Raw genomic sequence first — 26868 nt, 5'->3', positions numbered from 1 at the left:
GCTGGACCGCAGGTGACACGGGGCCCCACGCTCGACCCGTGCCACTCCGCCACGCCCTCCTCGCCGTGCTGGTCACCGTGGTGTGGGGGCTCAACTTCGTCGCGATCCACGCCTCGCTCGAGCAGTTCCCGCCCTTCTTCCTCGCCGCGCTGCGCTTCGCGGTGATCGCGGTGCCGACGGTGCTGCTGGTCCCCCGCCCCGCGGTGCCGTTGCGCCACCTCGTGGGCTACGGCGTCGGCTTCGGCACGGTGCAGTTCGCCGGCCTCTACCTCGGCATGGCGCTGGGCTTCCCCGCCGGCCTCGCCTCGCTCGTCCTGCAGTCGTCCGCGCCGTTCACGGTGCTGCTCGGTGCCCTGCTGCTGCGCGAGCACCTCACGCCCCGGCGCCTGACCGGGGTCCTCGTCGCCGTGCTGGGGCTCGTCGTGGTCGGCCTGGCCCGGGCGTCGGAGACGAGCTGGGTGCCCTTCGCCCTCGTCGTGGTCGGCGGCCTGGGCTGGGCGTTCGGCAATCTCGCCAGCCGCCTGGCCGCCGCCCCCAACCCGCTGCACCTCACGCTGTGGATGTCAGTCGTGCCGCCCGTGCCGATGCTGGCGCTCTCGCTCGCCACGGAGGGCCCCGGCCGCATCGGCGAGGCGCTCGCCGGCTCCCTCTCCCCCGTCGCGGCGCCGGCCTGGCTCGGCCTGGCCTACACGGTGCTGCTCGGCACCGTGCTCGGCTCCGGTGCCTGGGTGTGGCTGATGGGCCGCCACCCCGCCAGCACCGTGGCGCCCTTCTCGATGCTCGTGCCCGTGACCGGGCTGCTGGCCGGGTGGGTGCTGCTGGCCGAGACCCCCTCGGTGCTCGAGCTCGCGGGCGGTGCGCTCGTCGTCGCCGGTGTGCTGTGGGCCTCGACGCGGGCTCGCACCCGCAGGGACGGAGAGGTTCAGCGGGGGCGGCCGAAGCGGACCGCGACGGTGCGGGCGTTCGTGCTCGTCGGCGACGGCGCCACCCGGCGCGAGAAGGTCGCGCTGGCCGGGTCCCAGGTGCCGACGTCGGTGCGACCATTGCCGTCCCAGTCGCCGGCGACGGGCAGGGCGCCCGCCTCGCCGTAGGCCACCGAGGCGGTCCACTCCGTGCCCTCGGCGTCGACGTAGCGCAGGGTGAACAGCGCCGAGTCGGTGTCGTAGACGCCGACGTCGGTGCGGCCGTCGCCGTTCCAGTCGCCGGTGAGCGGCAGGTCGTCGGCGTCGCCGAAGGCGAACGTCGTGGTCGTGCCGTCGGCGCCGCGCAGCAGGAAGTGGCCGGAGCGGGCGCGGTGGACGCCGACCTCCCACCGCCCGTCGCCGTCCCAGTCACCGGCGATCCCGCGGTCGGAGGACAGGCCGAAGGTGACCGACACCGGTCCCCGCGGCGTGCGCAGCCGGAAGGTCGAGCCGGTGGGGGTCCGGATGCCGGGGTTCGCCAGGCCGTCGCCCTCCCAGTCGCCGAGCAGCGGCTCGTCGGTGGCGGTGCCCATGCTCATCCGCTTCACCGTGCCGTCGGCGCGCAGCACGCGGAACTGCGCCTTGGCCTGGCGCCGGAAGACCACCAGCTCGGCCCGGTCGTCGCCCAGCACGTCGGCGGCCATCGGCACGTCGAGGCAGTTGCGCGAGACCACCGTGCTGCCGTAGGTGAAGGCGGCGCCGCTGAACCACGCCTCCTGCACCTTGCGGTCGAGTCGCTGCTCGTAGTGCAGGTGCGGCCCCGAGGAGTTGCCGGTCGAGCCCAGCAGCCCGACCTGCACGCCCTGGTCGACGCGCTGGCCGAGCTGGACGGTCACGGCCTGCAGGTGCGCGTACAGCGTGGACTCTCCGCCGCCGTGGTCGACCACGACGTAGCGGCCGTAGCCGCTGCTGCCGCTGGCCTGCGCCGTCGTCACCGTGCCGGGGGCGGAGGCGACCACGGGGTCACCGAGGTCGTCGGGGCGGTTCCAGTCGATGGAGAAGCGGCTCGGGCTGTGCTTCGCGCGGGTGCTGCCCGTCCACTGCTGCCCGCACGGGAACGGCACCTCGTAGTCGGCCACCGGCTCCGCGTGCGCGGGCGCCGCCAGCACCGGCGAGCCGGCCAGCAGCAGTGCGCCGAGGCCGACGGCGACGCGCGCGCGCCCACGGGTCGACGTGGAGCGGGAGTGCGTGGCGGGCGTGGCGGGGGCGGCAGCCATGGGGACCTCGAGGCGTCGGGCGACGCCGAGTCACATCCACCTCAGGAGGCCCAGTCGTCACAGAACGCACAGAACCTAACCCACGTCACAGTCGTACGGCGTGTCGTCCGGTGAACTACACCGTTGTCATGCTAGTGGGGGTCGCTGTCACGAGCTGCGACGCGGCCGGATCAGCCCCTCCTGAGCGACGGTCGCGACCAACGTGCCGTCCTCCGCGAAGACCCGGGAGAGGGCTAGACCACGTCCGCCCTGGGCCGACGGCGACCACTGGTCGTAGAGCCACCAGCGGTCGGCGCGGAAGGGGCGGTGGAACCAGATGGTGTGGTCGAGCGAGGCCATCTGCACCTGCGGTGGCGTCACCGGGTGCGCGGCCAGCGTGGCGCCGAGCAGGCTGATGTCGCTGGCGTAGGTGAAGGCGGCGTCGTGGAGCAGGCGGTCCTCGCCGAGGTCCTGGTTGATGCGCACCCACATCCGCGAGCGCGACGGGTGCGCCGGGTCGGGGTCGAGGCCGTGGCGGCTGTTGCCGAGCCAGCGGGCGTCGATCGCCGCCCACTCCTTGATCAGGGCAGCCGACTCCGCATCACCGCGGCGCCGCATCAGGTCGGTCATGTCGATGCCGTGCTCCGGTCCTGGCACCTCGGGCATCGCGTCCTGGTGCTCGAAGCCCTCCTCGTGGCGGTGGAAGTTGGCCGTGAGGTAGTAGATGGCCCGGCCGTGCTGGCGCGCCACGACGCGTCGGGTGGCGAAGCTGCGGCCGTCGCGGATGCGCTCGACGTCGTAGACGATCGGCACGCTGTAGTCGCCGGGGAGCAGGAAGTAGGAGTGCAGCGAGTGCACGCTCAGCGCGTCGTCGACGCTGCGCACCGCGGCCACGAGCGCCTGCGCGGCCACCTGGCCGCCGAAGACGCGCTCGCGCGGCGAGTCGGGCTGGGCCCCGCGCCACAGGTCGGTGTCGATCAGCTCGAGGTCGAGCAGGTCGACCAGCGGCTCGGCCTCGACCGCGGGCGCGCCCGCGGCGGTGTCGGGAGCGGGGGCGGGTGCGGGTGCGGGTGCGTCGGTCATCGGCCGTCGTCCTCCGGGGGGTCGGTGGCGTCGGGAGCGCCGCCGTGGTCGTCGGGGCCGAGCCCGGCCAGGAAGCGCTCGAACTCGCGCCCGATCTCCTCACCGGTCGGCAGCGGCTGCTCCTCGGCCAGCAGGTTGCTGCCGGACTCCTCGGCGCGGCGGAAGGCGTCGTACTGCTGCTCGAGGGCGGTGACGACCTCGGCGACCTCCTCGTGGGAGGCGAGGTAGGTCGCGACCTCGACCTCGCGCTCCTCGGCGGCGGTGCGCAGCGCGGTCAGGTCGACCGTGAGGCGGGCGGCGCGCTCGACCTGCTCGAGCAGCTCGAGGGCGGCGCGGGGGTAGTCGAGCTGGGCGAGGTAGTGCGGCACGTGGGCGACGAAGCCCTGGGCGGGGTGGCCCCACTCCCCCAGCCGGATCTCCAGCAGCGCCTGCGCGCTGCTCGGCACCCGCAGCTCACCGCGCCACGGGCTCTCGCCGGTGAGCAGCGCCGGGTCGTTGGCGTGGTGGGTGACCGCGATCGGCCGGGTGTGCGGCACGGCCATCGGCACCGACCCGATGCTGACCACCAGGTCGACGCTGAAGCGCTCGACCACGGCCCGCACGGCGCGCGCGAAGGCCTCCCAGCGGTTGTCGGGCTCGGGGCCGCGCAGCAGCAGGAAGGGCGTGCCGCCGCTGTCGTGGGCCAGCCGCACCACCAGGCGCGGCGCGTCGTAGTCGGCGTAGTGGTCGCGCACGAAGGACACGGCAGGGCGACGGGCGCGGTAGTCGTGGAAGACGTCGACGTCGAAGGTCGCCACGACCGGGGCGTCACCGAGCCCCTCGAGGTGGGTCGCGGCGTGCGCGCCGGCGTTGCCGGCGTCGAGGAAGCCGTCGAGCGCCACCACCATCGCGAGCAGCCCCGGACTGCCGTCGGCCAGGCGTCGCTCGCCGTCGAGCGCCGGCACGTCGTCGACGATGTGCACGAACTCCGCTGCCGACACCCGGTCGTCCTCCTCGGTCCTCGCACGTCCGGCGGTCGCCGGCGCTCCAGCGGCCCAGCGCCGCCCGACCCCTCAGTATTCCTGCTGGCGGCGGCGCACGGTCGGCCGGTGCCCGCGCCGCGCGCGCCGTGCGACCGAGGTCACCCGAAGGTCGTGACGATCCGGGTGCCGGCAGCGGAGGCGAGGTCGGCGGTGGTGAGACCGGTGACGTCGCGCAGGACCGCGTCGACCTCGGCGGCGTCGTCGCGCCCGCGGAGCTCCTCGACGAGCTGCCAGAGCACCTGCTCGCCGTAGGTCGTGGCGAGGTGCTCGACGGCGAACCACGCGATGCCGTAGTTGGCCGCCGAGCGCGCGCCGTTGAAGTCCTCGTCGCTCGGCAGCGCGTCGACGCCGTCGCGGGCCGCCTCCACGGCCGAGCGGGCGATGGTGCGCTCGGCGGGCGCGAGCGGCTGCACCGACACCCACTCCGCGATGCCCTCGGCCAACCAGGTCGGCACCTCGTCGTCGCGGGCGGCCAGCGCGACGTGGGTGACCTCGTGGCGCAGCAGCCGGTCGCGCACCGGCCCGTCGTCGTCGACCGAGCGCGGGTGCAGCACCACCCGGGTCGCGGCCAGCGGACCGTCGGGCGCGGCACGCACCGGCACCGACACCGCGTCGAGGCGCTCGGGGTCACCGCCCGGCACCTGGGCGAGCCCACCGAGCACCCGGGTGTCGGACAGCGCGTAGACGACGACCGTGCGGTCCCAGTCGTAGGGCAGCCGTGGCGCGACGGCGGCGACCGCGTCCTCGGTCGCGTCGACCAGGGCGTCGACCGCCGGGGCGGAGGGCCGGTCGGCGACCACGAGCACGCCGTCGCCGCGTCCCACCGCGATCCGTGAGACCTCCCACGGCTGCGGTGCCACCGCGCGCTCGGCGGCCCACGCCGGGTCGCGGTGGTCGGCGACGACCAGGTCGCCGCCGCTGGACTCGGCGAAGCGCACCAGTGCCGGGGTGCGCACCGGCGCGGCGTCGAAGCCGTCGAGCCGGAGCACGGTGGTCACGACGGCCGTGGCGCCGCGCGAGGTGCGCACGACGGTGGCGGGGTCGACGACCAGCCGGTAGCGCGCCACCGGCAGCGCCTGCAGGTTGGCGAAGAGCCGCAGGGCCCGCCTGCGCTCAGCGCCCCGGGACACCAGCGTCGCGGCGTACGCCGCCCGGTCGCCGCGGCGGACCGCTCGCGCCTGCCGGTCGAGCAGCTCCTGGACCGCCGAGGCCGCCGACGAGCTGCGGGTGGCCGGCTCGCGCGGCTCGGGGCCGCCGTCGAGGAAGCCGCAGCCGGGGACGGCGAGCAGCAGCAGGAGCGCGAGCAGCAGCGCGCCGTGGCGCGGGCGCTCGGGGCGCAGGGCCGCCCGGCCCCGGCTGCGGGGTGCGTCAGCGCTGTCGATCGGCATCGACCAGTGAACGACCGGGGCCCTCCCCCGTCACGTCGTCGACCTGGTCGGTCCCGCGGGTCGAGACGTGCTCGACCACCTCGCGGGCGATGGACTGCGCGGTGAGGCCGATGCGCTCGAGGATCGCGGCGCGCTTGGCGTGGTCGAGGAACTCCTGCGGGATGCCGTGGATGCGCACCGGCGTCTCCACCCCCGCGGCGACCAGCGTCTGCAGCAGCGTCGCCCCGCAGCCGCCGACCACGCCGTTGTCCTCGATGCTCACGACGAGGCGGTGCTCGCGCGCCAGCCCGACCAGCGCCTCGTCGACCGGCTTGACCCAGCGCGGGTCGACCACGGTGACCCCGATGCCCTGGGCGGTGAGCCGCTCCGCGACCTCGACGCCGGTGGTGCCCATGGCGCCGTGGGCGACCACCAGCACGTCGCGGGTGCCGGAGCGCACCAGCACGTCGCAGCCGCCGACCCGGTCGACCGCCGGGACGTCCTCGGGCGGCGGGCCCTTCGGGAAGCGCACGACGGTCGGGGCGTCGGCCACGTCGACGGCCTCGTCGAGCAGCTCGCGCAACCGGGTCGCGTCGCGCGGGGCGGCGATGCGCAGCCCGGGCACGACCTGCAGCACCGACATGTCCCACATGCCGTTGTGGCTCGCGCCGTCGTCGCCCGTCACGCCGGAGCGGTCGAGCACGAAGGTGACGCCGCAGCGGTGCAGCGCGCAGTCCATCAGCACCTGGTCGAAGGCACGGTTGAGGAAGGTGGCGTAGACGGCCACGACGGGGTGCATCCCGCCCATCGCCAGCCCGGCGGCCGACGTGGCGGCGTGCTGCTCGGCGATGCCGACGTCGAAGGTGCGCTCGGGGAAGCGGGCGGCGAAGGTGTCGAGGCCGACCGGGTGCATCATCGCCGCGGTGATCGCGACCACGTCGGGGCGGCGCTCGCCGACCTCCACGATCGCCTCCGCGAAGTGGTCGGTCCAGATGCGGCCCTTGGGCTTCTCGGCGCCGGTCTGCACGTCGAACGGGCCGGGGGCGTGGAACTGGTCGGCCTCGTGGCGCTCGGCCGGGTCGTAGCCGTAGCCCTTGCGCGTGATCGCGTGGACGATGACCGGGCCGCCGAAGCGCTTGGCCTGCGCCAGCGCCTTCTCCGTCGCCACGCGGTCGTGGCCGTCGACCGGGCCGACGTACTTCAGGCCGAGGTCCTCGAAGAGGCCCTGCGGGGCGAGGGCGTCCTTGAGGCCCTTCTTGACCGCGTGCAGCGCGTCGTAGGCGGCCGAGCCGACGCCGGGGACGGCGTTGAGCCGGCGCTTGACGACCTCCAGCACCCGTTCGTACGACGGGTCGGTGCGCAGCGTCGCGAGCGCGGTCGCGAGACCGCCGATGGTGGGGGTGTAGGACCGGCCGTTGTCGTTGACCACGATGACCAGGCGGCTCTGCGGGTTGATCGCGATGTTGTTGAGCGCCTCCCACGCCATGCCGCCGGTCAGGGCGCCGTCGCCGATGACGGCGACGACGTGGCGGTCCTCGCCGCGGATGGCGTAGGCCTTGGCGAGGCCGTCGGCGTAGGACAGCGCGGTGGAGGCGTGGGAGTTCTCGACGATGTCGTGGTCGGACTCCGCCTGGCTGGGGTAGCCGCTGAGACCGCCCTCGCGGCGCAGGGTGCCGAACTGCTCACGACGCCCCGTGACCAGCTTGTGCACGTAGGCCTGGTGGCCGGTGTCGAAGACGACGCGGTCGCGGGGGCTGTCGAAGACCCGGTGGATCGCCAGGGTCAGCTCGACCACCCCGAGGTTGGGCCCGAGGTGCCCGGTGTTGGTCGCGACCGTGCGGATCAGGAGGTCGCGGATCTCCGCGGCGAGCAGGTCGAGCTGCTCATCGGAGAGGTCGCGCAGGTCGCGCGGCCCCGTGACCGCCTCGAGGTGTCCCATGCCGACCGAGTCTAGACGCGGCGCCTCACGGCTCCAGCACGGCGACGGCGGCCTCGTGCAGGCTGCCCAGCCACACCTTGCCCTCGTGCTCGCGGACCCCGGTCACCATGTGGAAGCGGGTGCCGTCGGCGCTGAGGTCGTGCACGACGCGGCCCGCGTCGTCGTAGGCCTGCACGCGCACGGTGCGCTTCGGCGCGGGCTGCAGCGCCTCGGGCAGCCCGAGCGCGGCGCGCTGCAGCACCCGGGGGCCGCGCTGCAGCCGCTCGACGAGGGGGTCGCGCGGGCTGGCGATGCTGACCCAGACGAGGCCGTCGCTGCCGCGCGCGATGTTGTCGGGGTAGCCCGGCAGGTCGTCGGACATCAGCTCGCGGCTGCCGGCGCGCTCCCCGGTCAGCCACAGCCGCACCAGCGTGCGCGCCGAGGTCTCCGCGACGACGACCCACGACTCGTCGGCCGCGAGCGCGACGCCGTTGGCGAAGGCCAGGCCGTCGAGGTGGGTGGTGACGGTGCCGTCGGCGGCGCGGTGGAGCAGCCGGCCGGTGCGGCCGAGCTGCACCAGGTCGGCCTTCCAGTCCTCGATGCTGTGCTCCCGGGAGGAGTCGCTGAACCACACCCCGCCGTCCGAGGCGACCGCGGCGTTGTTGCAGAAGCGCATCGCGCGCCCGTCGACCTCGGCCACGAGCACCTCGACCGCACCGCCGTCGGGGTCCACCGCGAGCAGCCCGCGGTGGGCGTCGCAGACGAGTAGCCGGCCGTCGGGCAGCTCCTCGATGCCGAGGGGTCGGCCGCCCGTCTCGGCGACGCGGGTGCTGGTGCGGCCGTCGGGGGACATGCGCACGACGGCACCGTCCTCGGTGCCCGTCCACACGCTGCCCTCGTGCGGCCCGGAGGTGGCGACGAGGACGTCCTCGGCGCCGGGGCCGGCGACGGGGTGGACGGTGATCGGGACGGTGCGCGGCGCGGCGGGGTGCGGAGTGGTGGAGGTCACCCGCACAGCCTGCCGTAGACCTCCGAGTCGAGGAACGCCGGCAGGCCGAGACGCGCCGAGGCGGTGAGCGGGAGGGTGCGCGCCCGGTCGGGGGCCACGAAGACCACCTGCCGGCCCTCGCCGCACACCAGGTCGTCGTCGCCGACGTCGACGCGCGCGGCGTACAGCCTGACCTGGTCGGGCTCCGCACCGCTGTCGGCGTCGTCGTGCCGCACGGCGAGCGTCGCGACGTGCGCCAGCGCGTGGGGCCCGGCGGGGTCGAGGCGGAGCCCGGTCTCCTCGGCGAGCTCGCGGTACGCCGCGTCGTCGGGGTCCTCCCCGGGCTCGACGTGGCCGCCGGCGAAGCCCCAGCGCTCCGGGTCGATGGGGGCGTGCTCGTCGCGCTCCTGCAGCAGCACCCACCCTCGCGCGTCGACGATCACGACCGAGGCGAATCGACGCATGCCTCGGAGGGTACTGGTGGCCGGGCGGCGCGGCGCCGCCCTCGCGACCCGGGCGCGGCACACACTGACCACCGGAGCACCGCGGTCCCACCGGGCCGCGCCGGTGTCGAGGAGAACCACGTGAGCACAGCGGACCTGGACGTCGCCGTCCCGCCCCAGCGCGCCCCCCACGAGCACGAGATGCGGCTCGTCGCCGTGTCCTACGACGACGGGCTCGCGACCAACGAGTTCGTCTGCACGACCTGCGGGACCACCTGGTTCTCCTGACGCGCTGAGCATCCCTCGGCAGCGCTCAGAGCCGGGCGACCCACCGACGGCCGCGCAGCGCCTCCTCGACCAGGCCGACGGCCCGGCGCAGGCCCTGCAGCCGCGCCTCCTCCAGCGACCACGCCTCCAGGGCGGCGGCGACCAGCTCCTGTCCGCCGACCGCCGCCAGCTCGCTCCGCGCCTCGGCCAGGCCGCGGCGCACGGCACCCTGCTGGCCCTCGACGTGCAGCACCGCGCCGCGCGCCAGCAGCAGCGGGTGGCGGCGCAGCGGGGCGATCCCCCGCCACTCCGGCGGCGTCACGTCGCGCAGCCACGCCACCGCGGTGCGCTCCCAGTCGGGCGCGTGGGGCGGGCGCACCTCGGCCGGCCAGCCGGGCGGGGCGGTGGGGGTGGACACCCCGGCGAGTGTAGTCGAACGCGTGTTCGACCGCCCCGTGCTCAGCCGGCGAGGAAGCTGAAGCGCACCGTCCGCTCGTCGTTGTCGACGTTGAGGTCGACCAGGCACAGGCTCTGCCAGGTGCCGAGGGCGAGCTCCCCGTCGAGGACCGGCAGGGTGGCGTACGGCGGGACGAGCCCCGGCATCACGTGGGAGCGACCGTGCCCGCGGCTGCCGTGGCGGTGACGCCACCGATCGTCGGCCGGCAGCAGGTCGCCGAGCGCGGCGAGCAGGTCGTCGTCGCTGCCCGCGCCGGTCTCGATGACCGCCAGCCCGGCGGTGGCGTGCGGCACGAAGACGTGCAGCAGACCGTCGCCGCGGCCGCGCACGAAGTCGGCAGCGTCGCGGGTCAGGTCGAGCACGACCTCGCGGTCGCCGGTGCGGTAGGTGCGGGTCTCGGAGTCCACGGGGTCGATCGTGCCAGGCGGTGGGGGCGAGTTCGGCGCAATTGTGCTGGCCACGACGGTTACCCGCCGGTTGCACAGTGCTGATCCGCACAATTGTGCCGATCCGGTCGCGCCAGAGCCGGGCAACGGGCCTGCCGCGGGGGCGAGCGGGTCAGACGGGCGTGCCCGCACCCACGGCGTACTCGACGACGCCGCCCTCGCAGGAGGCCATGGGCTCGGGTGCGGTGCCGCCGTCGCCGAACGCCTCGAGGAAGAGCGGCAGCCGCGGGTCGTCGGCGCCGGTGAGAGCGAGCTGCCGACCCCACACGGTGACGACGACGGGCGCGTCGAGGCCGGGGTAGGGCGAGAGGATCCCCTCGTCGGGCAGGAACGCCGCGAGCTCGGCGACCTCCTGCTCGTCGAGGTCGGGTGCGTGGGTGAGCCACACCGTGCCGTGCTCCAGGGCGTGCACGACGTTGGCGTCGCGCACCGGGCGGTCGTAGACGCCGCACTGCAGCCAGCGGTCGGCGTGCGGGCCGCCGGGCGGCGGGGTGACGGAGTAGCGCACGTCGTCGGGCACGTGGGTGGTGGGCAGGTCGTCGTAGACCACGACGGCCGACAGGTCGACCGGCCCGCGCCGCACGTCCTCGGCCACGCGCAGCGCGACCGGCGCGCTCACCGCGACCACGACGACCATCGCGGCGAGCGCGACGACGAGGACCAGCCGCAGGAAGCCGGGCCGCAGCGAGCCGGGCCGCAGACGCGGCCGGCGCCTCACGCCTCGCCCTCGGCGCCCCGGGCGAGGGCCTCCTCGATGCGCTCCACCTTCGCGGTGAGCTGGCCGGTGTGCCCGGGCCGGATGTCGGCCTTGAGCACGAGCCCGACCCGCGGCGAGGCGGCGGCGACGACGTCGACCGCCCGCTTCACGACGGCCATCACCTCGTCCCACTCTCCCTCGACGTTGGTGAACATCGCGTTGGTCTCGCACGGCAGGCCCGACTCGCGGACCACCCGCACGGCCTCGGCGACCGCGGCGGTGACCGAGCCGGTGGGGTCGCTGGTGGTGGGGCTGATGCTGAAGGCGACGAGCACGCGCCCACCGTAGCCAGCACCCCCTCCACGCAGCCGACCCGCCACCCGCGAGGAGCGGGTGACGGGTCGGCGTACGACGCGTGGCGCGGGTCGCGCCGTGGGGCTCAGCCCCGGCGCAGGTTGCGCAGGACGTACTGCATGATGCCGCCGTTGCGGTAGTAGTTCGCCTCGCCGGGGGTGTCGATGCGGACGACCGCGTCGAACTCGGTGTCGCCGGCCTTGACCTTGACCGTGCGCGGGGTGCGGCCCTCGTTGAGCTCGGTGATGCCGGTGATGGAGAACTCCTCCTCGCCGGTCAGCCCCAGGCTCTCGGCGGACTCGCCGGCGGGGAACTGCAGCGGGATGACGCCCATGCCGATGAGGTTGGAGCGGTGGATGCGCTCGTAGCTCTCCGCGATGACCGCCTTCACGCCCAGCAGCGACGTGCCCTTGGCGGCCCAGTCGCGCGAGGAGCCGGAGCCGTACTCCTTGCCGGCCAGCACGACCAGCGGGATGCCCTGCTCCTGGTAGTGGGCCGCGGCGTCGTAGACGCTCGTGACCTCGCCGCCGGCGGTGAAGTCGCGGGTGAAGCCGCCCTCGGTGCCGGGCGCGATCTGGTTGCGCAGGCGGATGTTGGCGAAGGTGCCCCGGATCATCACCTCGTGGTTGCCGCGGCGCGAGCCGTAGGAGTTGAAGTCGCGCTGCTCCACGCCGTGCTCGGCGAGGTACTTCCCGGCCGGGCTGTCCTTCTTGATCGCGCCGGCGGGCGAGATGTGGTCGGTGGTGACCGAGTCGCCGAGCTTGAGGAGCACGCGAGCACCCTCGATGTCGGTGACGGCCTCCGGCTCGTCGGGCATGCCGTCGAAGTAGGGAGGCTTGCGCACATAGGTCGACTCGGGGTCCCAGGCGAAGGTGTCGCCCTCCGGCGTGGGCAGCGAGCGCCAGCGCTCGTCGCCGGCGAAGACGTCGGCGTAGGAGGAGTCGAACATGTCGGACGTGATCGCCTGGGCGATCACCTCCTCGACCTCCTGCGGCGAGGGCCAGATGTCGCGCATGTAGACGTCGTTGCCGTCGGCGTCCTGGCCGAGCGGGTCGTGGAACAGGTCGACGTCCATGGAGCCGGCCAGCGCGTAGGCGACCACCAGCGGCGGCGAGGCCAGGTAGTTCATCTTCACGTCGGGGTTGATGCGGCCCTCGAAGTTGCGGTTGCCCGAGAGCACCGAGACGACCGCGAGGTCGGCCTCCTGCACGGCCGCCGACACCTCGGGGATGAGCGGGCCGGAGTTGCCGATGCAGGTGACGCAGCCGTAGCCGACGAGGTTGAAGCCCAGCTTGTCGAGGTACGGCGTGAGGCCGGCCTTCTCGTAGTAGTCGCTGACGACCTGCGAGCCGGGGGCCAGCGTGGTCTTGACCCACGGCTTGCGCTGCAGGCCCCTCTCCACGGCCTTCTTGGCCAGCAGGGCCGCGCCGATCATCACCGAGGGGTTCGAGGTGTTGGTGCACGAGGTGATCGAGGCGATCGTGACCGCACCGTGGTCGAGCTCGAACTCCGTGCCGTCCTCGAGGGTGACGCGCACCGGCTTGCTCGGGCGGCCGCCGTCGGCGGGCGCGGCGGAGAGGTAGTCCTTCGGCGGGGCGGCCTCGCCGTGGCCGTTGCTGCTGACGGGGTCGGAGGCCGGGAAGGTCTCCTCGACCGACTCGTCGTAGCCCTGCGCGTCGGCGGCGTCGTCGGGACCGCTGTCGCCCTCGGCGCCGTCGGTGACGTAGTCGGCCAGGGCGCCGCGGAAGGACTGCTTGGCGTCGGAGAGCGCGACGCGGTCCTGCGGGCGCTTGGGGCCGGCGAGGCTGGGGACGACCGTGGCGAGGTCGAGCTCGAGCTTCTCGGAGTAGCGCGGCTCGGCGTCGGGGTCGTGCCACAGGCCCTGGGCCTTGGCGTAGGCCTCGACGAGCGCGAGCTGCTCGGCCGGGCGGCCGGTGAGCTCGAGGTACTTCACGGTCTCCTCGTCGATCGGGAAGACCGCGATGGTCGAGCCGAACTCGGGGCTCATGTTGCCGATCGTGGCGCGGTTGGCCAGCGGCAGCGCGGAGACGCCGGGGCCGTAGAACTCGACGAACTTGCCGACGACGCCGTGCTTGCGCAGCATCTCGGTGATCGTGAGCACGAGGTCGGTGGCGGTCGAGCCCTCGGGCAGGTCGCCGGAGAGCTTGAAGCCGACCACGCGCGGGATGAGCATGGAGACCGGCTGGCCGAGCATCGCGGCCTCGGCCTCGATGCCGCCGACGCCCCAGCCGACCACGCCGATGCCGTTGACCATCGTGGTGTGGGAGTCGGTGCCGACGCAGGTGTCGGGGTAGGCCAGCAGCTCGCCGTCGACCTCGCGGGTGAAGACGGTGCGCGCGAGGTGCTCGATGTTGACCTGGTGCACGATGCCGGTGCCCGGGGGGACGACCTTGAAGTCGTCGAAGGCGCCCTGGCCCCAGCGCAGGAACTGGTAGCGCTCGCGGTTGCGCTCGTACTCGATCTCGACGTTGCGCTGGAAGGCGTCGGCGCTGCCGAAGACGTCGGCGATGACGGAGTGGTCGATGACCATCTCGGCCGGCGCGAGGGGGTTGATGCGCGACGGGTCGCCGCCGAGGTCGGCCATCGCCTCGCGCATGGTGGCGAGGTCGACGACGCACGGCACGCCGGTGAAGTCCTGCATGATCACGCGCGCCGGCGTGAACTGGATCTCCTTGTCGGGCTCGGCGTCGGCGTCCCAGCCGGCGAGCGCGCGCACGTCGTCGGCGGTGATGTCCTCGCCGTCCTCGGTGCGCAGGAGGTTCTCGAGGAGCACCTTGAGCGAGAACGGCAGCGACGCGACGTCGAGCCCCTCACCGGTGACCTGGTCGAGGCGGAAGTAGGTGTAGCTCTTGCCGTCGACGTCCAGGGTGCTCTTGGCACCGAAGCTGTCCTTGCTCGCCATCGTCTCGCGTCTCCTCGTCGTCGCAGTCGGGCCCCGCCATCCTGCCCTCGCAGGGAAGCCCCGCGGAAGACAGGCTCGCCTAAGTCGGCGGCAGCAGTTGTCTTGACATCAAGATACATGACGTCGAGGCGGATCGCACCTCTCCGCGGGGGCGGCCCGGGTCAGCGCTCGAGGAGCGCGACGCACTCCACGTGGTGCGTCATGGGGAAGGCGTCGAAGGCGCGCAGGGCGGTGAGGCGGTAGCCGTGCTCGGCGAAGGTCGCGACGTCGCGGGCGAGCGCGGCGGGGTCGCAGGCGACGTACGCCGCGGCGCGCGGCGCGCGGTCGACGACCTGCTCGACCACGGCGCGGCGGACACCCTCGCGCGGCGGGTCCAGCACGACGACGTCGAAGGGCTCGTCGAGCGAGGTGGCGAGCACCTCGTCCACGCGGCCGGCGAGCGGGCGGGCCCACGCGGCGTCGGCGAGGTTGCGCACGGCGTGGCCCACGGCCGTGCGGTCGCCCTCGACGGCGACGACGCGGCCGCGCTCGCCGACGCGGTCGGCGAGGAAGCGGGCGAAGAGCCCGACGCCGGAGTAGAGGTCGAGGGCCCGCTCCCCCGGCTGCGGGTCGAGCAGCCCGAGCACGGTCTCGACGAGGACCGCAGGCGCGCCGGGGTGGACCTGCCAGAAGCCGTCGGCGGCGACGGCGAGCTCGTGGCGCACCCCGCCCGCCTCGACCACCTCGACGACGGGCGGCTCCCCCGCGCGAGCCGGACCCTGCCCCGCCACGACGGTGTCGGAGTCGGTCGAGCCGTCGACGACCTCGACCCGGGCCCCGGGGGCGGCGATGAGGCAGTCGTCGACCGGGACGACGCGGCGCGAGCGGTGGGCGCGCATCCCCCGGCCGCCGCCGGGCGCGGCCGCGAAACGGGCGCGGGTGCGCCAGCGCAGGCCGTCGTCGTCACCCGGCACCGGCTCGACGACCAGGCCCCCCGGGCCCACGACCTCCGCGAGCGCCGCTTCGTCGAGCCCCGCCAGGCGCCGCAGCTGCTCGGTGACGACCTCCGCCTTGAGCGCGCGCTGCCGCGCGAGGCGCACGTGCTGGAAGTCGCAGCCACCGCACAGCCCGGGCCCCGCCACGGGGCACGGCGGCACGACCCGGTCGGGCGAGGCCTCCAGCACCTCGACGGCGTCGGCGCGCCAGAAGCGGTCGCGCTCGCCCCCCTCGGTCACCTGCAGCACGACCCGCTCGCCCGGCAGCGCGTGGCGCACGAAGACGACGCGCGTCGCCGCGGGGTCGGCGGGGTCGGCGGGGTCGGCGGGGTCGGCGGGGTCGGTGGGGTCGACCGGCACCCGCGCGACGCAGTGGCCCCCGTGCGCGACGGGGCCGACGTCGGCGGTGAAGCGCTCCCCCACCCGCGAGCGGCCGCGCTCGCGGCGCGGCCGCACCCGCCGCGTCACCGCCCGTGCACCTGCCCACCGGGCTCGTCGACGCGCACGCGCCCGGCGCGCAGGTCGCCCGGCCGCACGCGGTCGACGTCGCGCTCCTCGCGCTCCAGGGCCGCCTGCGAGGAGCGCAGCTGGAAGGGCACCGAGATGACCATGACGCCGGGGGTGAAGAGCAGCCGGCCCTTGAGGCGCAGCGCGGTCTGGTTGTGGAGCAGCTGCTCCCACCAGTGCCCCACGACGTACTCCGGGATGAAGACCGCGACGACGCCGCGCGGGTTGGCCTTGCGGATCTCGGTCGCGTAGTCGACGGTCGGGCGCACCAGCTCGCGGTAGGGCGAGTGCAGGATCTTGAGCGGCACGTCGACGCGCCGGGCGTCCCACTCGTCGACCAGCCGGTTGGCCTCGCGCGCGTCGGTGCCGACGTAGACGGCCTCGAGCACGTTGGGCCGCATCGCCTTGGCGTAGGCCAGCGCGCGCAGCGTCGGCTTGTGCAGCTTGGACACCAGCACGATGGCGTGCACCCGGGTCGGCAGCACCTTGTCCTGCTCGTCGGCGGCGAGCTCCTCCGACACCGCGGTGTAGTGCCGGCGTACCCCGCTCATCAGCAGGTAGAAGGTGCCCATCGCGAGCAGGGCGATCCAGGCGCCGGCGAGGAACTTGGTCACCAGGATGATCACGAAGACCACCGCGGTCATGGCCAGGCCGAAGCCGTTGATGGCGCGCGAGCGCTGCATCCGGCGCCGCACGGCGGGGTCGCCCTCCGAGGCCAGCTGACGCGTCCAGTGGCGCATCATCCCGAGCTGGCTGAGGTTGAAGCTGACGAAAACGCCGACGATGTAGAGCTGGATCAGCCGGGTGACCTCGGCGTCGAAGGCCACGATGAGGACGACGGCGAGCACGGCGAGGAAGACGATGCCGTTGCTGTAGGCCAGGCGGTCCCCGCGCGAGCCGAGCGCGCGCGGCGCGAAGCCGTCGCGGGCCAGGATCGACCCCAGCACCGGGAAGCCGTTGAACGCGGTGTTGGAGGCCAGCACGAGGATGACGCCGGTGGCCAGCACCACGAAGTAGTAGCCCGGGGGGAAGGTGTCGAACACGCCCTCGGCGATCTGCGCGATGAGGGTCTGCTGCTCCAGCTCGACGGGGCGCCCGGCCGCGTCGACGAGGCGCTCGCCCTCGTTGGGGTCGACGTAGCGCACGCGCATCTCGTTGGCGAGCGTGACGACGCCCATCATGAGCGTGATCGCGACCAGCGCCAGCAGCCCGAGGGTGGTGGCGGCGTTGCGGCTCTTCGGCTTGCGGAAGGCCGGCACGCCGTTGGAGATCGCCTCGACACCCGTCAGCGCCGCACAGCCCGACGAGAAGGCGCGCGCGACCAGGAAGACCAGCGCGACCGTCGTCAGCGTGCCCTCGTAGCCCTCGGCCTCGACGATCCGCAGCTCGGCGCTCTCGGCAGGCGGCAGGGTGCCGGACAGTGCGCGGACCGCGCCGACGGCGAGCATGGTGCCGAGGCCGAGCACGAAGGCGTACGCCGGCAGGGCGAACCAGGCGCCCGACTCGCGGACGCCGCGGAGGTTGACCACGGTGAGCGCCACGACGAGCACCGTGGCGACCGTCGCCTCGTGCCCGCTGACGAACCCGATCGCGGACGCGGCGTACTGCGCGGCCGAGGAGAGCGACACCGCCACCACGAGGACGTAGTCGACGATGAGCGCGCTCGCGACCGTCATGCCGGCGCGGGGGCCGAGGTTGACCATCGCCACCTCGTAGTCGCCGCCGCCGCTGGGGTAGGCGTGCACCGTCTGGCGGTAGGAGGCGACGACGGTCACCATCACCACCGCGACGGCCAGGGCGATCCACCACGAGTAGGCGTAGAGCGAGATGCCCGCCAGCGACAAGATGATGAAGATCTCGTCGGGGGCGTAGGCCACCGACGACAGCGCGTCGCTGGCGAAGACCGGGAAGGCGATCTTCTTCGACAGCAGGGTCTCGCCCACCTGCGAGCTGCGCAGCTTGCGCCCCAGCAGGATCCGTTTCGAGACGTCGCCGACACCCACGACCGGCAAGGCTAGACCCCGCGGCGCCCACGGCCTGCACCGACGCGTCCGGGAGGGGTCCGCTGGAGTACCGTGCCGGTGTGCACGTCGTGATCATGGGCTGCGGCCGGGTGGGCTCCACGCTGGCCCGCAGCCTGGAGGACCGCCACCACACCGTCGCGGTCATCGACAGCGAGCCGGACGCCTTCCGCCGCCTCGGCCCGGAGTTCAACGGCGACAAGGTCACCGGCATCGGCTTCGACCAGGAGGTCCTGGAGAAGGCCGGCATCCGCCGCGCCGACGCCTTCGCGGCCGTCTCCTCCGGCGACAACTCCAACATCATCGCCGCCCGGGTGGCCCGCGAGACCTTCGGCATCGACCAGGTCGTGGCCCGCATCTACGACCCCGGCCGCGCCGAGGTCTACCAGCGCCTCGGCATCACCACCGTCGCGACGGTGAAGTGGACGGCCGACCAGGTGCTGCGCCGGCTGCTGCCGGCCGGCGCCGAGCCCGACTTCCGCGACCCCTCCGGCACGATCCGCCTCGACCAGGTGCCCGTGCCCGAGGCCTGGATCGGCGGTCGCACCATCGTCTTCCAGCAGCAGTCGCGCTCGCGCATCGCGTGGATCGACCGCCTCGGCGAGGGCATGCTGCCCGTGCGCGAGACGGTGCTGCAGGAGGGCGACCTCCTGCACCTGGTCATGCGCGAGGAGAACGCCGCCCACGCCTACGCCGTGCTCGAGCGCGGACCCGAGCAGGAGTAGAGGGGACATGCGCGTCGCCATCGCCGGAGCGGGGGCCGTCGGCCGCTCCATCGCCCGCGAGCTCATCGACAACGGCCACGAGGTGCTGCTGATCGACAAGAACGCCGCCTCGATCAAGCCCGAGCGGGTCCCGCACGCCGAGTGGCTGCTCGCCGACTCCTGCGAGCTGTCCTCGCTGGAGGAGGCCTCGCTCGACCGCTGCGACGTGGTCATCGCCGCGACCGGCGACGACAAGGTCAACCTCGTCACCTCGCTGCTGGCCAAGACGGAGTTCGGCGTGCCGCGCACCGTGGGACGGGTCAACCACCCCAACAACGAGTGGCTCTTCACCGAGGCCTGGGGCGTCGACGTCAACGTCTCGACGCCGCGCATCATGTCGGCGCTGGTCGAGGAGGCCGTCTCGGTCGGCGACCTGGTGCGCCTGTTCACCTTCCGCAAGGGCGGCGCCAACCTCGTCGAGATGACGCTGCCCGAGGACTCGCCCTACGTCGGCAAGCCCGTCGGGCTCATCCCGCTGCCCGAGAACTGCGCCCTCGTCACCATCCTGCGCGACGGCCAGGTCTACGTGCCGGCCGACGAGCAGCCGGTCGAGGCCGGCGACGAGCTCCTCTTCGTCGTGCCCGCCGAGACCGAGGACGCGCTCGAGCGACTGCTGGCGCCCACGCTGCACGGCGGCTGACGGGCCCGCGGCCCCCAGGGCCCGGCGTACGCCGTCAGGCCGGGCGGCCCACCGGCGTGCTGCCGCGCGCCAGCAGCCACACCATGGCGCCCAGCGCGGCGAGCTGCAGCGGCCAGCCCATGCCGACCTTCATCGCGCCGAGCACGGCGACGGCCACGTCGGGGTCGAGGGAGCCCGAGCGGCCCGCGAGCCACACCGGGCCCTGCGCGAGGGCGCGCACGGCGCACGGCAGGACCAGGATCCACGTGAGGCGCGTGCACAGCCGCACCACCTGCCGGTCGTCGTGCCACGCGGTCGCGTCGCCGGTGACGGAGCCGACCATGAAGCCGACCAGCGGCCAGCCGACGAGGCAGGTGAGGGCGAGGACGACGGTGTAGCCGCCGTTGTAGAGGATGCCGGGCAGGAAGTAGGCCAGGGCCTGCTCGTCCTCGCTGCCGCCGGAGCGGGCCGACATCGTGACGAAGAGCCAGCCGATGCCGATGCCCACCAGCGCGTTGACGACGAACTGCACCGAGCTGCGCTGCACCATCCGGACGGCGAGCAGGACCAGCGCGGCACCCACGCTGACGCCGAGCGCGAGCCTGAGGTCGTCGCCCAGCAGCCACGTGACGGTGAACAGCGCCGTGGGCAGCGCGGCCTCGAGCATGCCGCGGCGACCGCCGAGCGCCCGGGCGAGCTGGGCGCGCACGACGGCCTCGACGGTCTGGGCGTCGGGCGCCGGGGCCGCGGCGGGCCCGGCCGCCGGACGGGCGTCGGGGGTGCGCTCGCCGGCGGTCACGGGAGCAGCTCGTAGCGGGGGTTCCACAGCACGCGCATGCCGTCCTGGACCCCGATGCGCCCCTCGACCTGGATCTTGGTGCCGGGCCCGATGCCGGCGATGCGGCGACGGCCGAGCCAGATCAGGCTGAGGCGGCCCGACCCGTCGTCGAGCTCGGCCTCGAGGGCCGGGACGCCCCCGCGGGGGCGCAGCATCACCGAGCTGAGCGTGCCGCGCAGGACCACCCGGGCCCGCTCGCCGCACTCGGCGATGCAGGCGCAGCCGGACTGCTCGGTCTCGCGGCGCAGGTCACGGGCCTCCTGGCCCTTCACGTCGGCCCACGCACTGATCGTCCGGCGCAGCCGGCTCGTGCCTGCGGTCATGGCTCCAGCGTAGGTCAGGACGACCCGGTCGCGTGCCGGGTCAGCAGACGGGTCAGCAGACGGGTCAGGAGACGGGCCGGGCGTCGGGCGGCAGGACGACGGGCAGCTGGTCGCCGACCGCCATGGGCTCCTTGCCGCGGCGCACCACGACGTTGGCCAGCACGGCCTCCCAGTGCTCGGCGGCCTCGCGGTCGACGGCCGGGCGGCCGAGCAGCGTGGCGCGCAACATCCAGCGCTGGCCGTCGATGCCGATGATGCGCGACGGCTGCGTCGCGGGGCTGCCGTCGCCGCGCTGCACGGTGATGCGGCAGTCGAGCTCCTTGCCCCAGCGGCCGTCGACCTCGGTCGCGGTGCCGCCGCGGCGCGCCATGTCGGCCGCGATCTGCGGCCGCACCTCGTCCCAGAGCCCGCCGCCGCGCGGGGCCGCGAAGGCCATGACCTCGAGCGCCCCGTCGGGACCGGTCAGGATGATCGCCTGCACCCGCTGGCTCTGCTCGTCGACCTGCATCCGCAGCTGCATCCCCGGCTCGGGCGTGATGAGCAGCGAGCCGAGGTCGACCCACGGCGGCGCCTCGTCGCCGAAGGAGTCCAGGTCGAGGTCGTCGGCGTCGACGGGGCCGTGCACGAGGACCTCCTCGTCCTCGCCGAGCTCCTGGCCCTCGAGGTCGACCGAGGAGTCGGCTGCCTCGTCGGTGGACTGCGCGGCGGACTTGCGGCGGAACTTCACGACGACTCCTCGGTTGCGGACGGGCCGGGAGCCGCGGCACGACCGAAGCCCCCGGTGGAACCGTAACCGCCGTCGCCCCGCTCACTCCCCGGCAGGGTGTCGACCTCCACGAAGCGCACCTGCTCGACGCGCTGCACCACGAGCTGCGCCACGCGGTCGCCGCGACGCAGCTCGAGGGGCTCGCGCGGGTCGAGGTTGACCAGGAGCACCTTCACCTCGCCGCGGTAGCCCGCGTCGACCGTGCCCGGGGTGTTGAGCACCGACAGGCCGTGCCGCGCGGCGAGCCCCGAGCGGGGGTGCACCAGCGCGACGTAGCCCTGCGGGACCGCGAGGGCGACACCGGTCGGCACCAGGGCACGCTCCCCCGGCGCCAGGCGCACGTCGACCGTCGTGCGCAGGTCGGCGCCCGCGTCGCCGGGGTGGGCGTACGCCGGGAGCGGGAGGTCGGGGTCGAGGCGGGTCAGCAGCACGTCGAGGTCGGGCACCGCGCGAGGGTAGCCCTCCGCCCCCCTCGGGGCCGTTCCCGCCGGAGTGGGAGGATCGTGGCGTGCACACCGAACGCCTGACGGTCCCGCTGCGGTGGTGGGTGCAGGGCACGATGCTGGTGGCCAGCCTGTGGCTCGCCCTCGTCGTCGCCGTGCCCGAGCCGCTCGCGTGGGCCGTCACCGGCGTCGCGCTCGCGCTGGTGGCGCTCTTCCTGCTCGCCTACGGCCGTGCCCCGGTGCGGGTGGTCACCACTCCCGACGGCGCCGAGCTGCAGGCCGGGCGGGCGCGCATCGACGTGCGCCACCTCGGCCCGGCCACGGCGCTGGACCGCGAGGCCACGCGGCGCACCGCCGGCGTCGAGGCCGACGCGCGAGCCTTCCTGCTGCTGCGGCCCTACCTCAAGCGCAGCGTCAAGGTGGAGCTGCGCGACCCGGCCGACCCGACGCCCTACTGGCTGGTCTCGACACGCCACCCGCAGCGGCTGGTGGCCGCACTGGAGGCCGCCCGCGACGGCCGCCGGGCGAGCGACCCGCGCTGAGCCCCGGCTAGGGTTGCCCTCCAGTCTCGAGATGGAGGACAGATGGCATCGGGTTCCAAGGCGTGGTCGGTCTTCTCGCTCGGCTCGGCCCTCATGGGTGCGGCGGTGGCGAAGAAGGCGCTCAACACCTCGTGGCGCGCCGCCACGGGCAAGAACCCTCCGGCGAACCCCGCCGACCCCGACGTCGACCTGCGCGAGGCGGTGCTCTGGGCGGCTGCCAGCGGCGCGATCATCCAGATCGTGCGCATGGCCTTCACCCGCCGGGCGGCCGGCTACTACCTGAAGTCGACCGGCCACCTGCCGCCGGAGCTGCAGAAGGACGGCCAGCACGCCGACGCCGCGGGGGCGCCCACCACCTGAGCACGACGGTGCCCGCGCGGGCACCCACGGACAGCACGAGGGCCGCACCTGCTGGTGCGGCCCTCGTCGTGCGTGTGGGTAGTGCGGAGGTGCGGTAGCGGCTCAGACGCAGTCGCGGCAGATCATCTTGCCCTCGTCCGCGAGCTGGCTGCGGTGGTGGACCAGGAAGCAGCTCATGCAGGTGAACTCGTCGTCCTGCTTGGGCTTGACCTCGACGGCGAGCTCCTCGTGGGACAGGTCGGCGCCGGGGAGCTCGAAGGACTCGGCGGCCTCGGTCTCGTCCTCGTCGACCTTGCCGGAGTTCTTGTCGTGGCGGCGGGCCTTGAGCTCCTCGATGCTCTCCTCGCTCTGGTCCTCCTCGGTCTTGCGCGGTGCGTCGTAGTCGGTCGCCATGGTGTGCTCCTGCCGGGGAAGTCGGTGCCCGGCGCTCGCCGGGCGGTGCGGGTCGGGGCCCTCGTCGGTGCCGGATTGTGCACCATCGCGCCGGCGGTGTCTGCACCGGGACCGGGACCCGGTCCAGCCAACGTGCGGCACGGTGGGGTTGTTCCCCCCAGGGGGGTGGGGCGGTGTGTCCCTCGCCTCAGCGCCCGTCAGCCGAGGAAGCCGGCCTCGACCACCGCGGCGCGCAGCTCTTCGAAGCCGTGGGCGGGCGCGCACAGCAGGAGGTCGAGACCGCCCTGCCCGGTGGTGAGCTCGGTGCGGGCGCCGGCCTCGCGGGCCACGAGGCCCCCGGCGGCGTGGTCCCAGAGGTTCACGCCCTCCTCGACGTAGCCGTCGGCGGTGCCCTCCGCGACGTGGCACAGGTCGAGCGCGGCCGAGCCACGGCGCCGCACGTCGCGGATGCGCGGCAGCAGCCGCACGAGCGAGGCCGCCTGGAGCTCGCGGAGCCCGGCGTCGTAGCTGAAGCCGGTGAGCACCAGCCGCTCGGCGAGGGGCGCCGGGTCGCGCACGGCGAGGGGGCGGCCGTCGCGCAGGGCACCCTGGCCGAGGGCGGCCTCGTAGACGGTGCCGGTCGCGGCGTTGACCACGACGCCGACGACCGCCTCGCCGTCGACCTCGGCGGCCAGGGACACGGCGTACTGCGGGATGCCGTAGAGGAAGTTGACCGTGCCGTCGATCGGGTCGACGACCCAGCGCACCCCGCTGGAGCCGGGGGCGCTGGCGCCCTCCTCGCCCAGCAGTGCGTCGTCGGGGCGCAGCTCGGCGAGCAGCTCGGTCACGAGGGCCTCGCTGGCGCGGTCGGCCTCGGTGACGACGTCGACGGCACTCGACTTGGTCGCCGCGACCTCGACGTCGCCCAGGCGGCGGTCGCGCACGAGCTCCGCGGCGCGCCCGGCCACCTCGAGGGCGACGCCCCGCAGCTCGCCGAGCAGCCGGTCGTCGACGGCCGGCTCAGGCATCCGCGCCGCAGAGGGTGGGCAGGGGTCCGCGCAGGTTGGGGCAGCAGTGCGCGGGGCAGCGGTCGTGGACCGCGCGCTGCCCGCCCACGGTGGCGCGGGAGACGTCGCGGCCGGTCTCGGCCGCCGCGCGCTCGACCAGCAGGTCGCGCACCGTCGCCACGAAGCGCGGGTCGACGCCGGCCGTCGCGGCGCGGGTCACCGGCATCCCGATCTCCTCGGCCGTGGCGAGCGCCTCGGTGTCGAGGTCGTAGATGACCTCCATGTGGTCGGAGACGAAGCCGATCGGCACCAGCACGGCGGCGCCCTCCCCCGCCTGCTGCAGCGCGCGCAGGTGGTCGTTGACGTCGGGCTCGAGCCACGGCACGTGCGGCGGGCCGGAGCGCGAGCAGAAGACGACGTCGTGGCGGTGGCGCCGACCGGTCTCCTCCTGCACCCGCAGGACGACGTGCTCGGCGATCGCGTGGTGCTGCCGGGTGTAGGCGTGCCCGTCGGGGCCGGCCGACTCGTCCATCGCCGTCGGGATCGAGTGGGTCACGAAGACCAGCCGGGCGCCGTCGCGCACCTCGGTCGGCAGCTCGGCGAGCGCCGCCAGGGTGGCGTCGACGTTGGCCTCCGCGAAACCGGGGTGGTTGTAGGGCAGCCGCAGCCGGTCGAGCACCGGCGGCTCCAGGCCCTGCTCGCGGACCGCGGCGGAGGCCTCGGCGAGGTTCTCGCGGTACTGCCGGCACCCGGAGTAGGAGGAGTAGACCGAGGTGAAGAAGCACGCCGCCCGTCGCACGCCGTCGCGCGCCATCTCGGCGAGCGTGTCGGCGAGGTAGGGGTCCCAGTTGCGGTTGCCCCAGTAGACGGGCAGGTCGAGACCGGCCGCCGCGAGGTCCTCGCGCAGCGCGGCCAGGAACGCGCGGTTCTGGTCGTTGATCGGCGACTTGCCGCCGAAGAGGAAGTAGTGCTCGCCGACCTCCTCGAGCCGCTCGCGCGGGATGCCGCGACCGCGGGTGACGTTCTCGAGGAAGGGCACGACGTCCTCGGGCTTCTCGGGCCCGCCGAAGGAGACGAGGAGCAGGGCGTCGTAGGGCGCGACGTCGGGGGCGGTCATGCCGCTGATCCTAGGCAGCGCCCGCAATGCGGCCGCGGGGACCGGGGCGTCCTACCCTCTCGGCGTGAGCAGGGGGGACGGGGTGGAGGCGGCGCAGCCCGGAGGCACGGGCGGCGGCGAGCAGCGAGCGGGGCTGACCACGGCCTACCGGCGGGTGCTCGCGACGCCCGGGGCGCTGCGCTTCAGCGCGACCGGCCTGGTGGCGCGGCTGCCGATCTCGATGCTCGGCCTCGGCATCGTCCTGCTGGTGCAGGGCGCCAGCGGCTCCTACGGCCTGGCCGGCAGCGTCGCGGCCGCCTACACCGTCGCCAACGCCGTGGTCGCCATCGTGCAGGGCCGGCTGCTCGACGCGCTCGGGCAGGGCCGGGTGCTCGCCGCGGCCAGCGTCGCCTTCGGCGTCTCCACCGTCGCCCTCGTCACGGCGGTCGAGGCCGGCTGGCCGACGTGGACGGCCTACGCCACGGCGGCCTGCGCGGGCGCGAGCCTGCCGCAGATCGGCTCCGCGGTGCGGGCGCGGTGGGCCCACGTGCTGGACCAGCCCGCCGACGTGCAGTCGGCGTACGCGCTGGAGGCGGTCGTCGACGAGGCGGTCTTCATCCTCGGACCCATCGTCGTGACCCTCCTCGCCACGACCGTCTCCCCCGCCGCCGGCCTCGGCGTGGCGGTGGTCGCCGGCGTCGGCGGTGGCCTGGCCTTCGCGGCGCAGGGCGCGACCGCGCCCCCGGTGCACGCCCGCGAGACCGGGGCGCCGCGCGGGCCGCGGCTGCCGTGGCGCACCTTCGCCCCGCTCGTCGTGGTCTCCGCCATGCTCGGGGTGCTCTTCGGCGCTGCCGAGGTCACCACGGTCGCCTTCGCCGAGGAGCAGGGCTCGCAGGCGTGGGCCGGCCTGCTGCTGGCGCTGTGGGCGCTCGGCAGCCTCGTCTCGGGCGTCGTGACCGGCGCGTTGACGTGGCGGCGCGGCCCCGCGAGCCGGCTGCGCTGGGGCGCGGCGCTGATGGCGCTCGCGATGGCGCCCCTCGCGCTCGTCGGGTCGGTCCCGGTGATGGGCGCGCTCCTGCTCGTCGGCGGCGGCACCATCGCACCGACCCTCATCGCGACGGTCTCGCTCACCGAGCAGGTCGTGCCGCGGCGGCGGCTGACCGAGGGGCTCGCCGTCGTGCACACCGGGCTCGTCGCCGGCGTCGCCCCCGGTGCCGCCCTCAGCGGCGCGGTGGTCGACGCGGCGGGCGCGTCCGCGGCCTACCTCGTCAGCCTCGGCGCGGGCGTGCTCGCCGCCCTCGCCGCGCAGGCGCTGCCGCGCCAGGCCGACCGGCTGCCCGACGGCGTCGCGGGCGGTGGGGACGCAGGTGCACCCGGTGCACCCGGCAGCGCGGCGACGGCTGCGGCCGACTCGCCCTAGACGCTGGCCGAGCCGCGTGGGAGCGGCGCCTGCCAGCCGCGCCACAGCGCGAGCAGGCGCCACACGAGGCACACCGCGGCCGCGACCGGCGCCACGACGACCACCGGCAGGCCGAGCTCGACCCCGCCGACGGCGAGGGCGGCGCCGGCCAGTGCAGGGGTGGCGTAGAGCTCCCCGCGGAAGATCACCGGCACCCGGCCGGCGAGCACGTCGCGCAGCATGCCGCCGCCGATGCCGGTGAGCATGCCCATGAGGGCCGCCGGCACGACCTCGAGGCCGTAGGCGGAGGCCTTGAGCGCACCGACCACGCAGAAGAGGGCCAGGCCGAAGGCGTCGAAGACGTTGACCTGCCGCTCCCAGCGACCGAGCGTCGGGTGCACGAAGAACGCCGTCACCCCCGCGACCGCGGGCACCAGCAGGTAGCGCCAGTCGGCGAGGGCCGCCGGCGGCACGGCGCCGATGAGGACGTCGCGCACGAAGCCGCCGCCGAGCCCCGTCGCCCCGGCCAGCACGAGCACGCCGAAGAGGTCGAGCTCCTTGCGCACGGCGACCAGGGCGCCGGAGATCGCGAAGACGAAGATGCCGACCAGGTCCAGCACGACCAGCAGCGGGGCAGGGTCGGCCGACGGCATGGCGCGACCCTAGCGGGGGCCGCCGGGGCGTAGGCTCGGTGCGGAGAGGGACGACCCCGAC

28 protein-coding genes and 1 pseudogene are annotated in these 26868 nt (G+C 74.6%); 7 read left to right on the top strand and 22 right to left on the bottom strand.

What is annotated here, in order from left to right; genetic code table 11:
• The first annotated feature begins 38 nt into the window (after positions 1-38).
• The gene (locus tag BJ989_RS10175) at positions 39-1091 is read left to right on the top strand and encodes an EamA family transporter (protein WP_179518112.1); all 1053 of its coding nucleotides are present in this window, start codon (positions 39-41) and stop codon (positions 1089-1091) included.
• 608 nt (positions 1092-1699) lie between these two features.
• On the opposite strand, the pseudogene BJ989_RS19010 reads toward BJ989_RS10175, so the two are convergent.
• The 7 genes and pseudogenes from BJ989_RS19010 to BJ989_RS10145 form a co-directional block, all read right to left on the bottom strand.
• A pseudogene (locus BJ989_RS19010) lies at positions 1700-2179 on the bottom strand (M23 family metallopeptidase); the annotation flags it as partial.
• A 147-nt stretch (positions 2180-2326) separates the two neighbouring features.
• Positions 2327-3241: an acyl-CoA thioesterase gene (locus tag BJ989_RS10170; protein ID WP_179518111.1), complete on the bottom strand. Its 915-nt coding sequence runs from the start codon at positions 3239-3241 to the stop codon at positions 2327-2329.
• On the bottom strand, positions 3238-4221 hold the full coding sequence (locus BJ989_RS10165) for a proteasome assembly chaperone family protein (protein WP_343049245.1): 984 nt from the start codon (positions 4219-4221) through the stop codon (positions 3238-3240). Before BJ989_RS10165 ends, BJ989_RS10170 begins: the two co-directional genes overlap by 4 nt.
• Positions 4222-4361: 140 nt before the next feature.
• Complete coding sequence (locus BJ989_RS10160; RefSeq protein ID WP_179518110.1) at positions 4362-5651, bottom strand: hypothetical protein; 1290 nt, start codon at positions 5649-5651, stop codon at positions 4362-4364.
• Entirely contained in the window at positions 5632-7569 is a 1938-nt protein-coding gene (dxs, locus tag BJ989_RS10155; RefSeq protein ID WP_179518109.1) for a 1-deoxy-D-xylulose-5-phosphate synthase, read from the bottom strand. The genes BJ989_RS10160 and dxs overlap by 20 nt, the downstream gene beginning before the upstream one ends.
• Before the next feature lie 25 nt (positions 7570-7594).
• Positions 7595-8557 (bottom strand): SMP-30/gluconolactonase/LRE family protein, encoded by a 963-nt coding sequence (locus BJ989_RS10150; RefSeq protein WP_179518108.1) that lies wholly within the window; start codon positions 8555-8557, stop codon positions 7595-7597.
• A complete protein-coding gene (locus BJ989_RS10145; RefSeq protein WP_179518107.1) occupies positions 8554-9000 on the bottom strand; it encodes an NUDIX domain-containing protein in 447 nt (148 codons plus the stop codon). The genes BJ989_RS10150 and BJ989_RS10145 overlap by 4 nt, the downstream gene beginning before the upstream one ends.
• A gap of 120 nt (positions 9001-9120) precedes the next feature.
• Here BJ989_RS10145 and BJ989_RS10140 point away from each other — a divergent pair, with 120 nt between their 5' ends.
• Entirely contained in the window at positions 9121-9267 is a 147-nt protein-coding gene (locus tag BJ989_RS10140) for a hypothetical protein (protein WP_179518106.1), read from the top strand.
• Positions 9268-9292: 25 nt separating this feature from the next.
• Here the strand turns inward: BJ989_RS10140 and BJ989_RS10135 are convergent, their stop codons facing one another.
• The 7 genes from BJ989_RS10135 to BJ989_RS17180 form a co-directional block, all read right to left on the bottom strand.
• Positions 9293-9664 carry a hypothetical protein gene (locus BJ989_RS10135; RefSeq protein WP_179518105.1) on the bottom strand — a complete coding sequence of 124 codons (372 nt, stop codon included), beginning with the start codon at positions 9662-9664 and terminating at the stop codon, positions 9293-9295.
• 41 nt (positions 9665-9705) lie between these two features.
• On the bottom strand, positions 9706-10110 hold the full coding sequence (locus BJ989_RS10130; protein ID WP_179518104.1) for a YjbQ family protein: 405 nt from the start codon (positions 10108-10110) through the stop codon (positions 9706-9708).
• Between the two features lie 151 nt (positions 10111-10261).
• Positions 10262-10867 carry a DUF3105 domain-containing protein gene (locus BJ989_RS10125; protein WP_179518103.1) on the bottom strand — a complete coding sequence of 202 codons (606 nt, stop codon included), beginning with the start codon at positions 10865-10867 and terminating at the stop codon, positions 10262-10264.
• Complete coding sequence (locus BJ989_RS10120) at positions 10864-11181, bottom strand: thiamine-binding protein (RefSeq protein ID WP_179518102.1); 318 nt, start codon at positions 11179-11181, stop codon at positions 10864-10866. The genes BJ989_RS10125 and BJ989_RS10120 overlap by 4 nt, the downstream gene beginning before the upstream one ends.
• A 104-nt stretch (positions 11182-11285) precedes the next feature.
• Complete coding sequence (locus BJ989_RS10115) at positions 11286-14123, bottom strand: aconitate hydratase (protein ID WP_179518101.1); 2838 nt, start codon at positions 14121-14123, stop codon at positions 11286-11288.
• Between the two features lie 161 nt (positions 14124-14284).
• Entirely contained in the window at positions 14285-15565 is a 1281-nt protein-coding gene (locus BJ989_RS17185) for a class I SAM-dependent RNA methyltransferase (RefSeq protein WP_343049243.1), read from the bottom strand.
• Positions 15562-17607: an APC family permease gene (locus tag BJ989_RS17180; protein WP_343049242.1), complete on the bottom strand. Its 2046-nt coding sequence runs from the start codon at positions 17605-17607 to the stop codon at positions 15562-15564. The genes BJ989_RS17185 and BJ989_RS17180 overlap by 4 nt, the downstream gene beginning before the upstream one ends.
• 95 nt (positions 17608-17702) lie before the next feature.
• Between BJ989_RS17180 and BJ989_RS10105 the strand changes: the two genes are divergently transcribed.
• Both BJ989_RS10105 and BJ989_RS10100 read left to right on the top strand, forming a co-directional pair.
• Complete coding sequence (locus BJ989_RS10105; protein ID WP_218849285.1) at positions 17703-18350, top strand: potassium channel family protein; 648 nt, start codon at positions 17703-17705, stop codon at positions 18348-18350.
• Between the two features lie 7 nt (positions 18351-18357).
• Positions 18358-19029 carry a potassium channel family protein gene (locus BJ989_RS10100; protein WP_179518099.1) on the top strand — a complete coding sequence of 224 codons (672 nt, stop codon included), beginning with the start codon at positions 18358-18360 and terminating at the stop codon, positions 19027-19029.
• Positions 19030-19063: 34 nt separating this feature from the next.
• Here BJ989_RS10100 and BJ989_RS10095 read toward each other — a convergent pair whose 3' ends face one another.
• The 4 genes from BJ989_RS10095 to dut all read right to left on the bottom strand — a co-directional run bounded on the left by BJ989_RS10095 (position 19064) and on the right by dut (position 21381).
• Positions 19064-19807, bottom strand: a complete 744-nt coding sequence (locus tag BJ989_RS10095; RefSeq protein WP_343049241.1) for a DUF3159 domain-containing protein — start codon at positions 19805-19807, stop codon at positions 19064-19066.
• Complete coding sequence (locus BJ989_RS10090) at positions 19804-20169, bottom strand: OB-fold nucleic acid binding domain-containing protein (RefSeq protein WP_179518098.1); 366 nt, start codon at positions 20167-20169, stop codon at positions 19804-19806. Before BJ989_RS10090 ends, BJ989_RS10095 begins: the two co-directional genes overlap by 4 nt.
• Before the next feature lie 64 nt (positions 20170-20233).
• The gene (locus tag BJ989_RS10085; protein WP_179518097.1) at positions 20234-20896 is read right to left on the bottom strand and encodes a DUF3710 domain-containing protein; all 663 of its coding nucleotides are present in this window, start codon (positions 20894-20896) and stop codon (positions 20234-20236) included.
• Positions 20893-21381 carry a dUTP diphosphatase gene (dut, locus tag BJ989_RS10080; protein ID WP_179518096.1) on the bottom strand — a complete coding sequence of 163 codons (489 nt, stop codon included), beginning with the start codon at positions 21379-21381 and terminating at the stop codon, positions 20893-20895. The genes BJ989_RS10085 and dut overlap by 4 nt, the downstream gene beginning before the upstream one ends.
• Before the next feature lie 62 nt (positions 21382-21443).
• Between dut and BJ989_RS10075 the strand changes: the two genes are divergently transcribed.
• Both BJ989_RS10075 and BJ989_RS10070 read left to right on the top strand, forming a co-directional pair.
• Positions 21444-21920: a DUF3093 family protein gene (locus tag BJ989_RS10075; RefSeq protein ID WP_179518095.1), complete on the top strand. Its 477-nt coding sequence runs from the start codon at positions 21444-21446 to the stop codon at positions 21918-21920.
• A gap of 42 nt (positions 21921-21962) precedes the next feature.
• Positions 21963-22280 (top strand): DUF4235 domain-containing protein, encoded by a 318-nt coding sequence (locus tag BJ989_RS10070; protein ID WP_179518094.1) that lies wholly within the window; start codon positions 21963-21965, stop codon positions 22278-22280.
• Positions 22281-22382: 102 nt separating this feature from the next.
• Here BJ989_RS10070 and BJ989_RS10065 read toward each other — a convergent pair whose 3' ends face one another.
• From BJ989_RS10065 to BJ989_RS10055, 3 genes are all read right to left on the bottom strand, one after another.
• Positions 22383-22673 carry a DUF4193 domain-containing protein gene (locus tag BJ989_RS10065; protein ID WP_179518093.1) on the bottom strand — a complete coding sequence of 97 codons (291 nt, stop codon included), beginning with the start codon at positions 22671-22673 and terminating at the stop codon, positions 22383-22385.
• A 197-nt stretch (positions 22674-22870) separates the two neighbouring features.
• Positions 22871-23680 (bottom strand): inositol monophosphatase family protein, encoded by an 810-nt coding sequence (locus BJ989_RS10060; RefSeq protein ID WP_179518092.1) that lies wholly within the window; start codon positions 23678-23680, stop codon positions 22871-22873.
• Entirely contained in the window at positions 23673-24776 is a 1104-nt protein-coding gene (locus tag BJ989_RS10055; protein WP_179518091.1) for a ferrochelatase, read from the bottom strand. Before BJ989_RS10055 ends, BJ989_RS10060 begins: the two co-directional genes overlap by 8 nt.
• 64 nt (positions 24777-24840) lie before the next feature.
• Here BJ989_RS10055 and BJ989_RS10050 point away from each other — a divergent pair, with 64 nt between their 5' ends.
• Positions 24841-26175: an MFS transporter gene (locus BJ989_RS10050; protein WP_179518090.1), complete on the top strand. Its 1335-nt coding sequence runs from the start codon at positions 24841-24843 to the stop codon at positions 26173-26175.
• Here BJ989_RS10050 and BJ989_RS10045 read toward each other — a convergent pair.
• The gene (locus BJ989_RS10045; RefSeq protein WP_179518089.1) at positions 26172-26807 is read right to left on the bottom strand and encodes a trimeric intracellular cation channel family protein; all 636 of its coding nucleotides are present in this window, start codon (positions 26805-26807) and stop codon (positions 26172-26174) included. The genes BJ989_RS10050 and BJ989_RS10045 overlap by 4 nt on opposite strands.
• Between the last annotated feature and the right edge of the window lie 61 nt (positions 26808-26868).

The organism is Nocardioides perillae, assembly GCF_013409425.1.
Classification (GTDB): Bacteria; Actinomycetota; Actinomycetes; order Propionibacteriales; family Nocardioidaceae; genus Nocardioides; species Nocardioides perillae.
This window is presented reverse-complemented; position numbering and strand designations above follow the sequence as displayed.

Coding starts and splice junctions, on each gene's coding strand:
- BJ989_RS10060 (WP_179518092.1), bottom strand. CDS start 23,680: ATGCCTGAGCCGGCCGTCGACGACCGGCTGCTCGGCGAGCTGCGGGGC.
- BJ989_RS10115 (WP_179518101.1), bottom strand. CDS start 14,123: ATGGCGAGCAAGGACAGCTTCGGTGCCAAGAGCACCCTGGACGTCGAC.
- BJ989_RS10070 (WP_179518094.1), top strand. CDS start 21,963: ATGGCATCGGGTTCCAAGGCGTGGTCGGTCTTCTCGCTCGGCTCGGCC.
- BJ989_RS10170 (WP_179518111.1), bottom strand. CDS start 3,241: ATGACCGACGCACCCGCACCCGCACCCGCCCCCGCTCCCGACACCGCC.
- BJ989_RS10100 (WP_179518099.1), top strand. CDS start 18,358: ATGCGCGTCGCCATCGCCGGAGCGGGGGCCGTCGGCCGCTCCATCGCC.
- BJ989_RS10160 (WP_179518110.1), bottom strand. CDS start 5,651: ATGCCGATCGACAGCGCTGACGCACCCCGCAGCCGGGGCCGGGCGGCC.
- BJ989_RS10045 (WP_179518089.1), bottom strand. CDS start 26,807: ATGCCGTCGGCCGACCCTGCCCCGCTGCTGGTCGTGCTGGACCTGGTC.
- BJ989_RS10105 (WP_218849285.1), top strand. CDS start 17,703: ATGGGCTGCGGCCGGGTGGGCTCCACGCTGGCCCGCAGCCTGGAGGAC.
- BJ989_RS10090 (WP_179518098.1), bottom strand. CDS start 20,169: ATGACCGCAGGCACGAGCCGGCTGCGCCGGACGATCAGTGCGTGGGCC.
- BJ989_RS10145 (WP_179518107.1), bottom strand. CDS start 9,000: ATGCGTCGATTCGCCTCGGTCGTGATCGTCGACGCGCGAGGGTGGGTG.
- BJ989_RS10055 (WP_179518091.1), bottom strand. CDS start 24,776: ATGACCGCCCCCGACGTCGCGCCCTACGACGCCCTGCTCCTCGTCTCC.
- BJ989_RS10065 (WP_179518093.1), bottom strand. CDS start 22,673: ATGGCGACCGACTACGACGCACCGCGCAAGACCGAGGAGGACCAGAGC.
- dxs (WP_179518109.1), bottom strand. CDS start 7,569: ATGGGACACCTCGAGGCGGTCACGGGGCCGCGCGACCTGCGCGACCTC.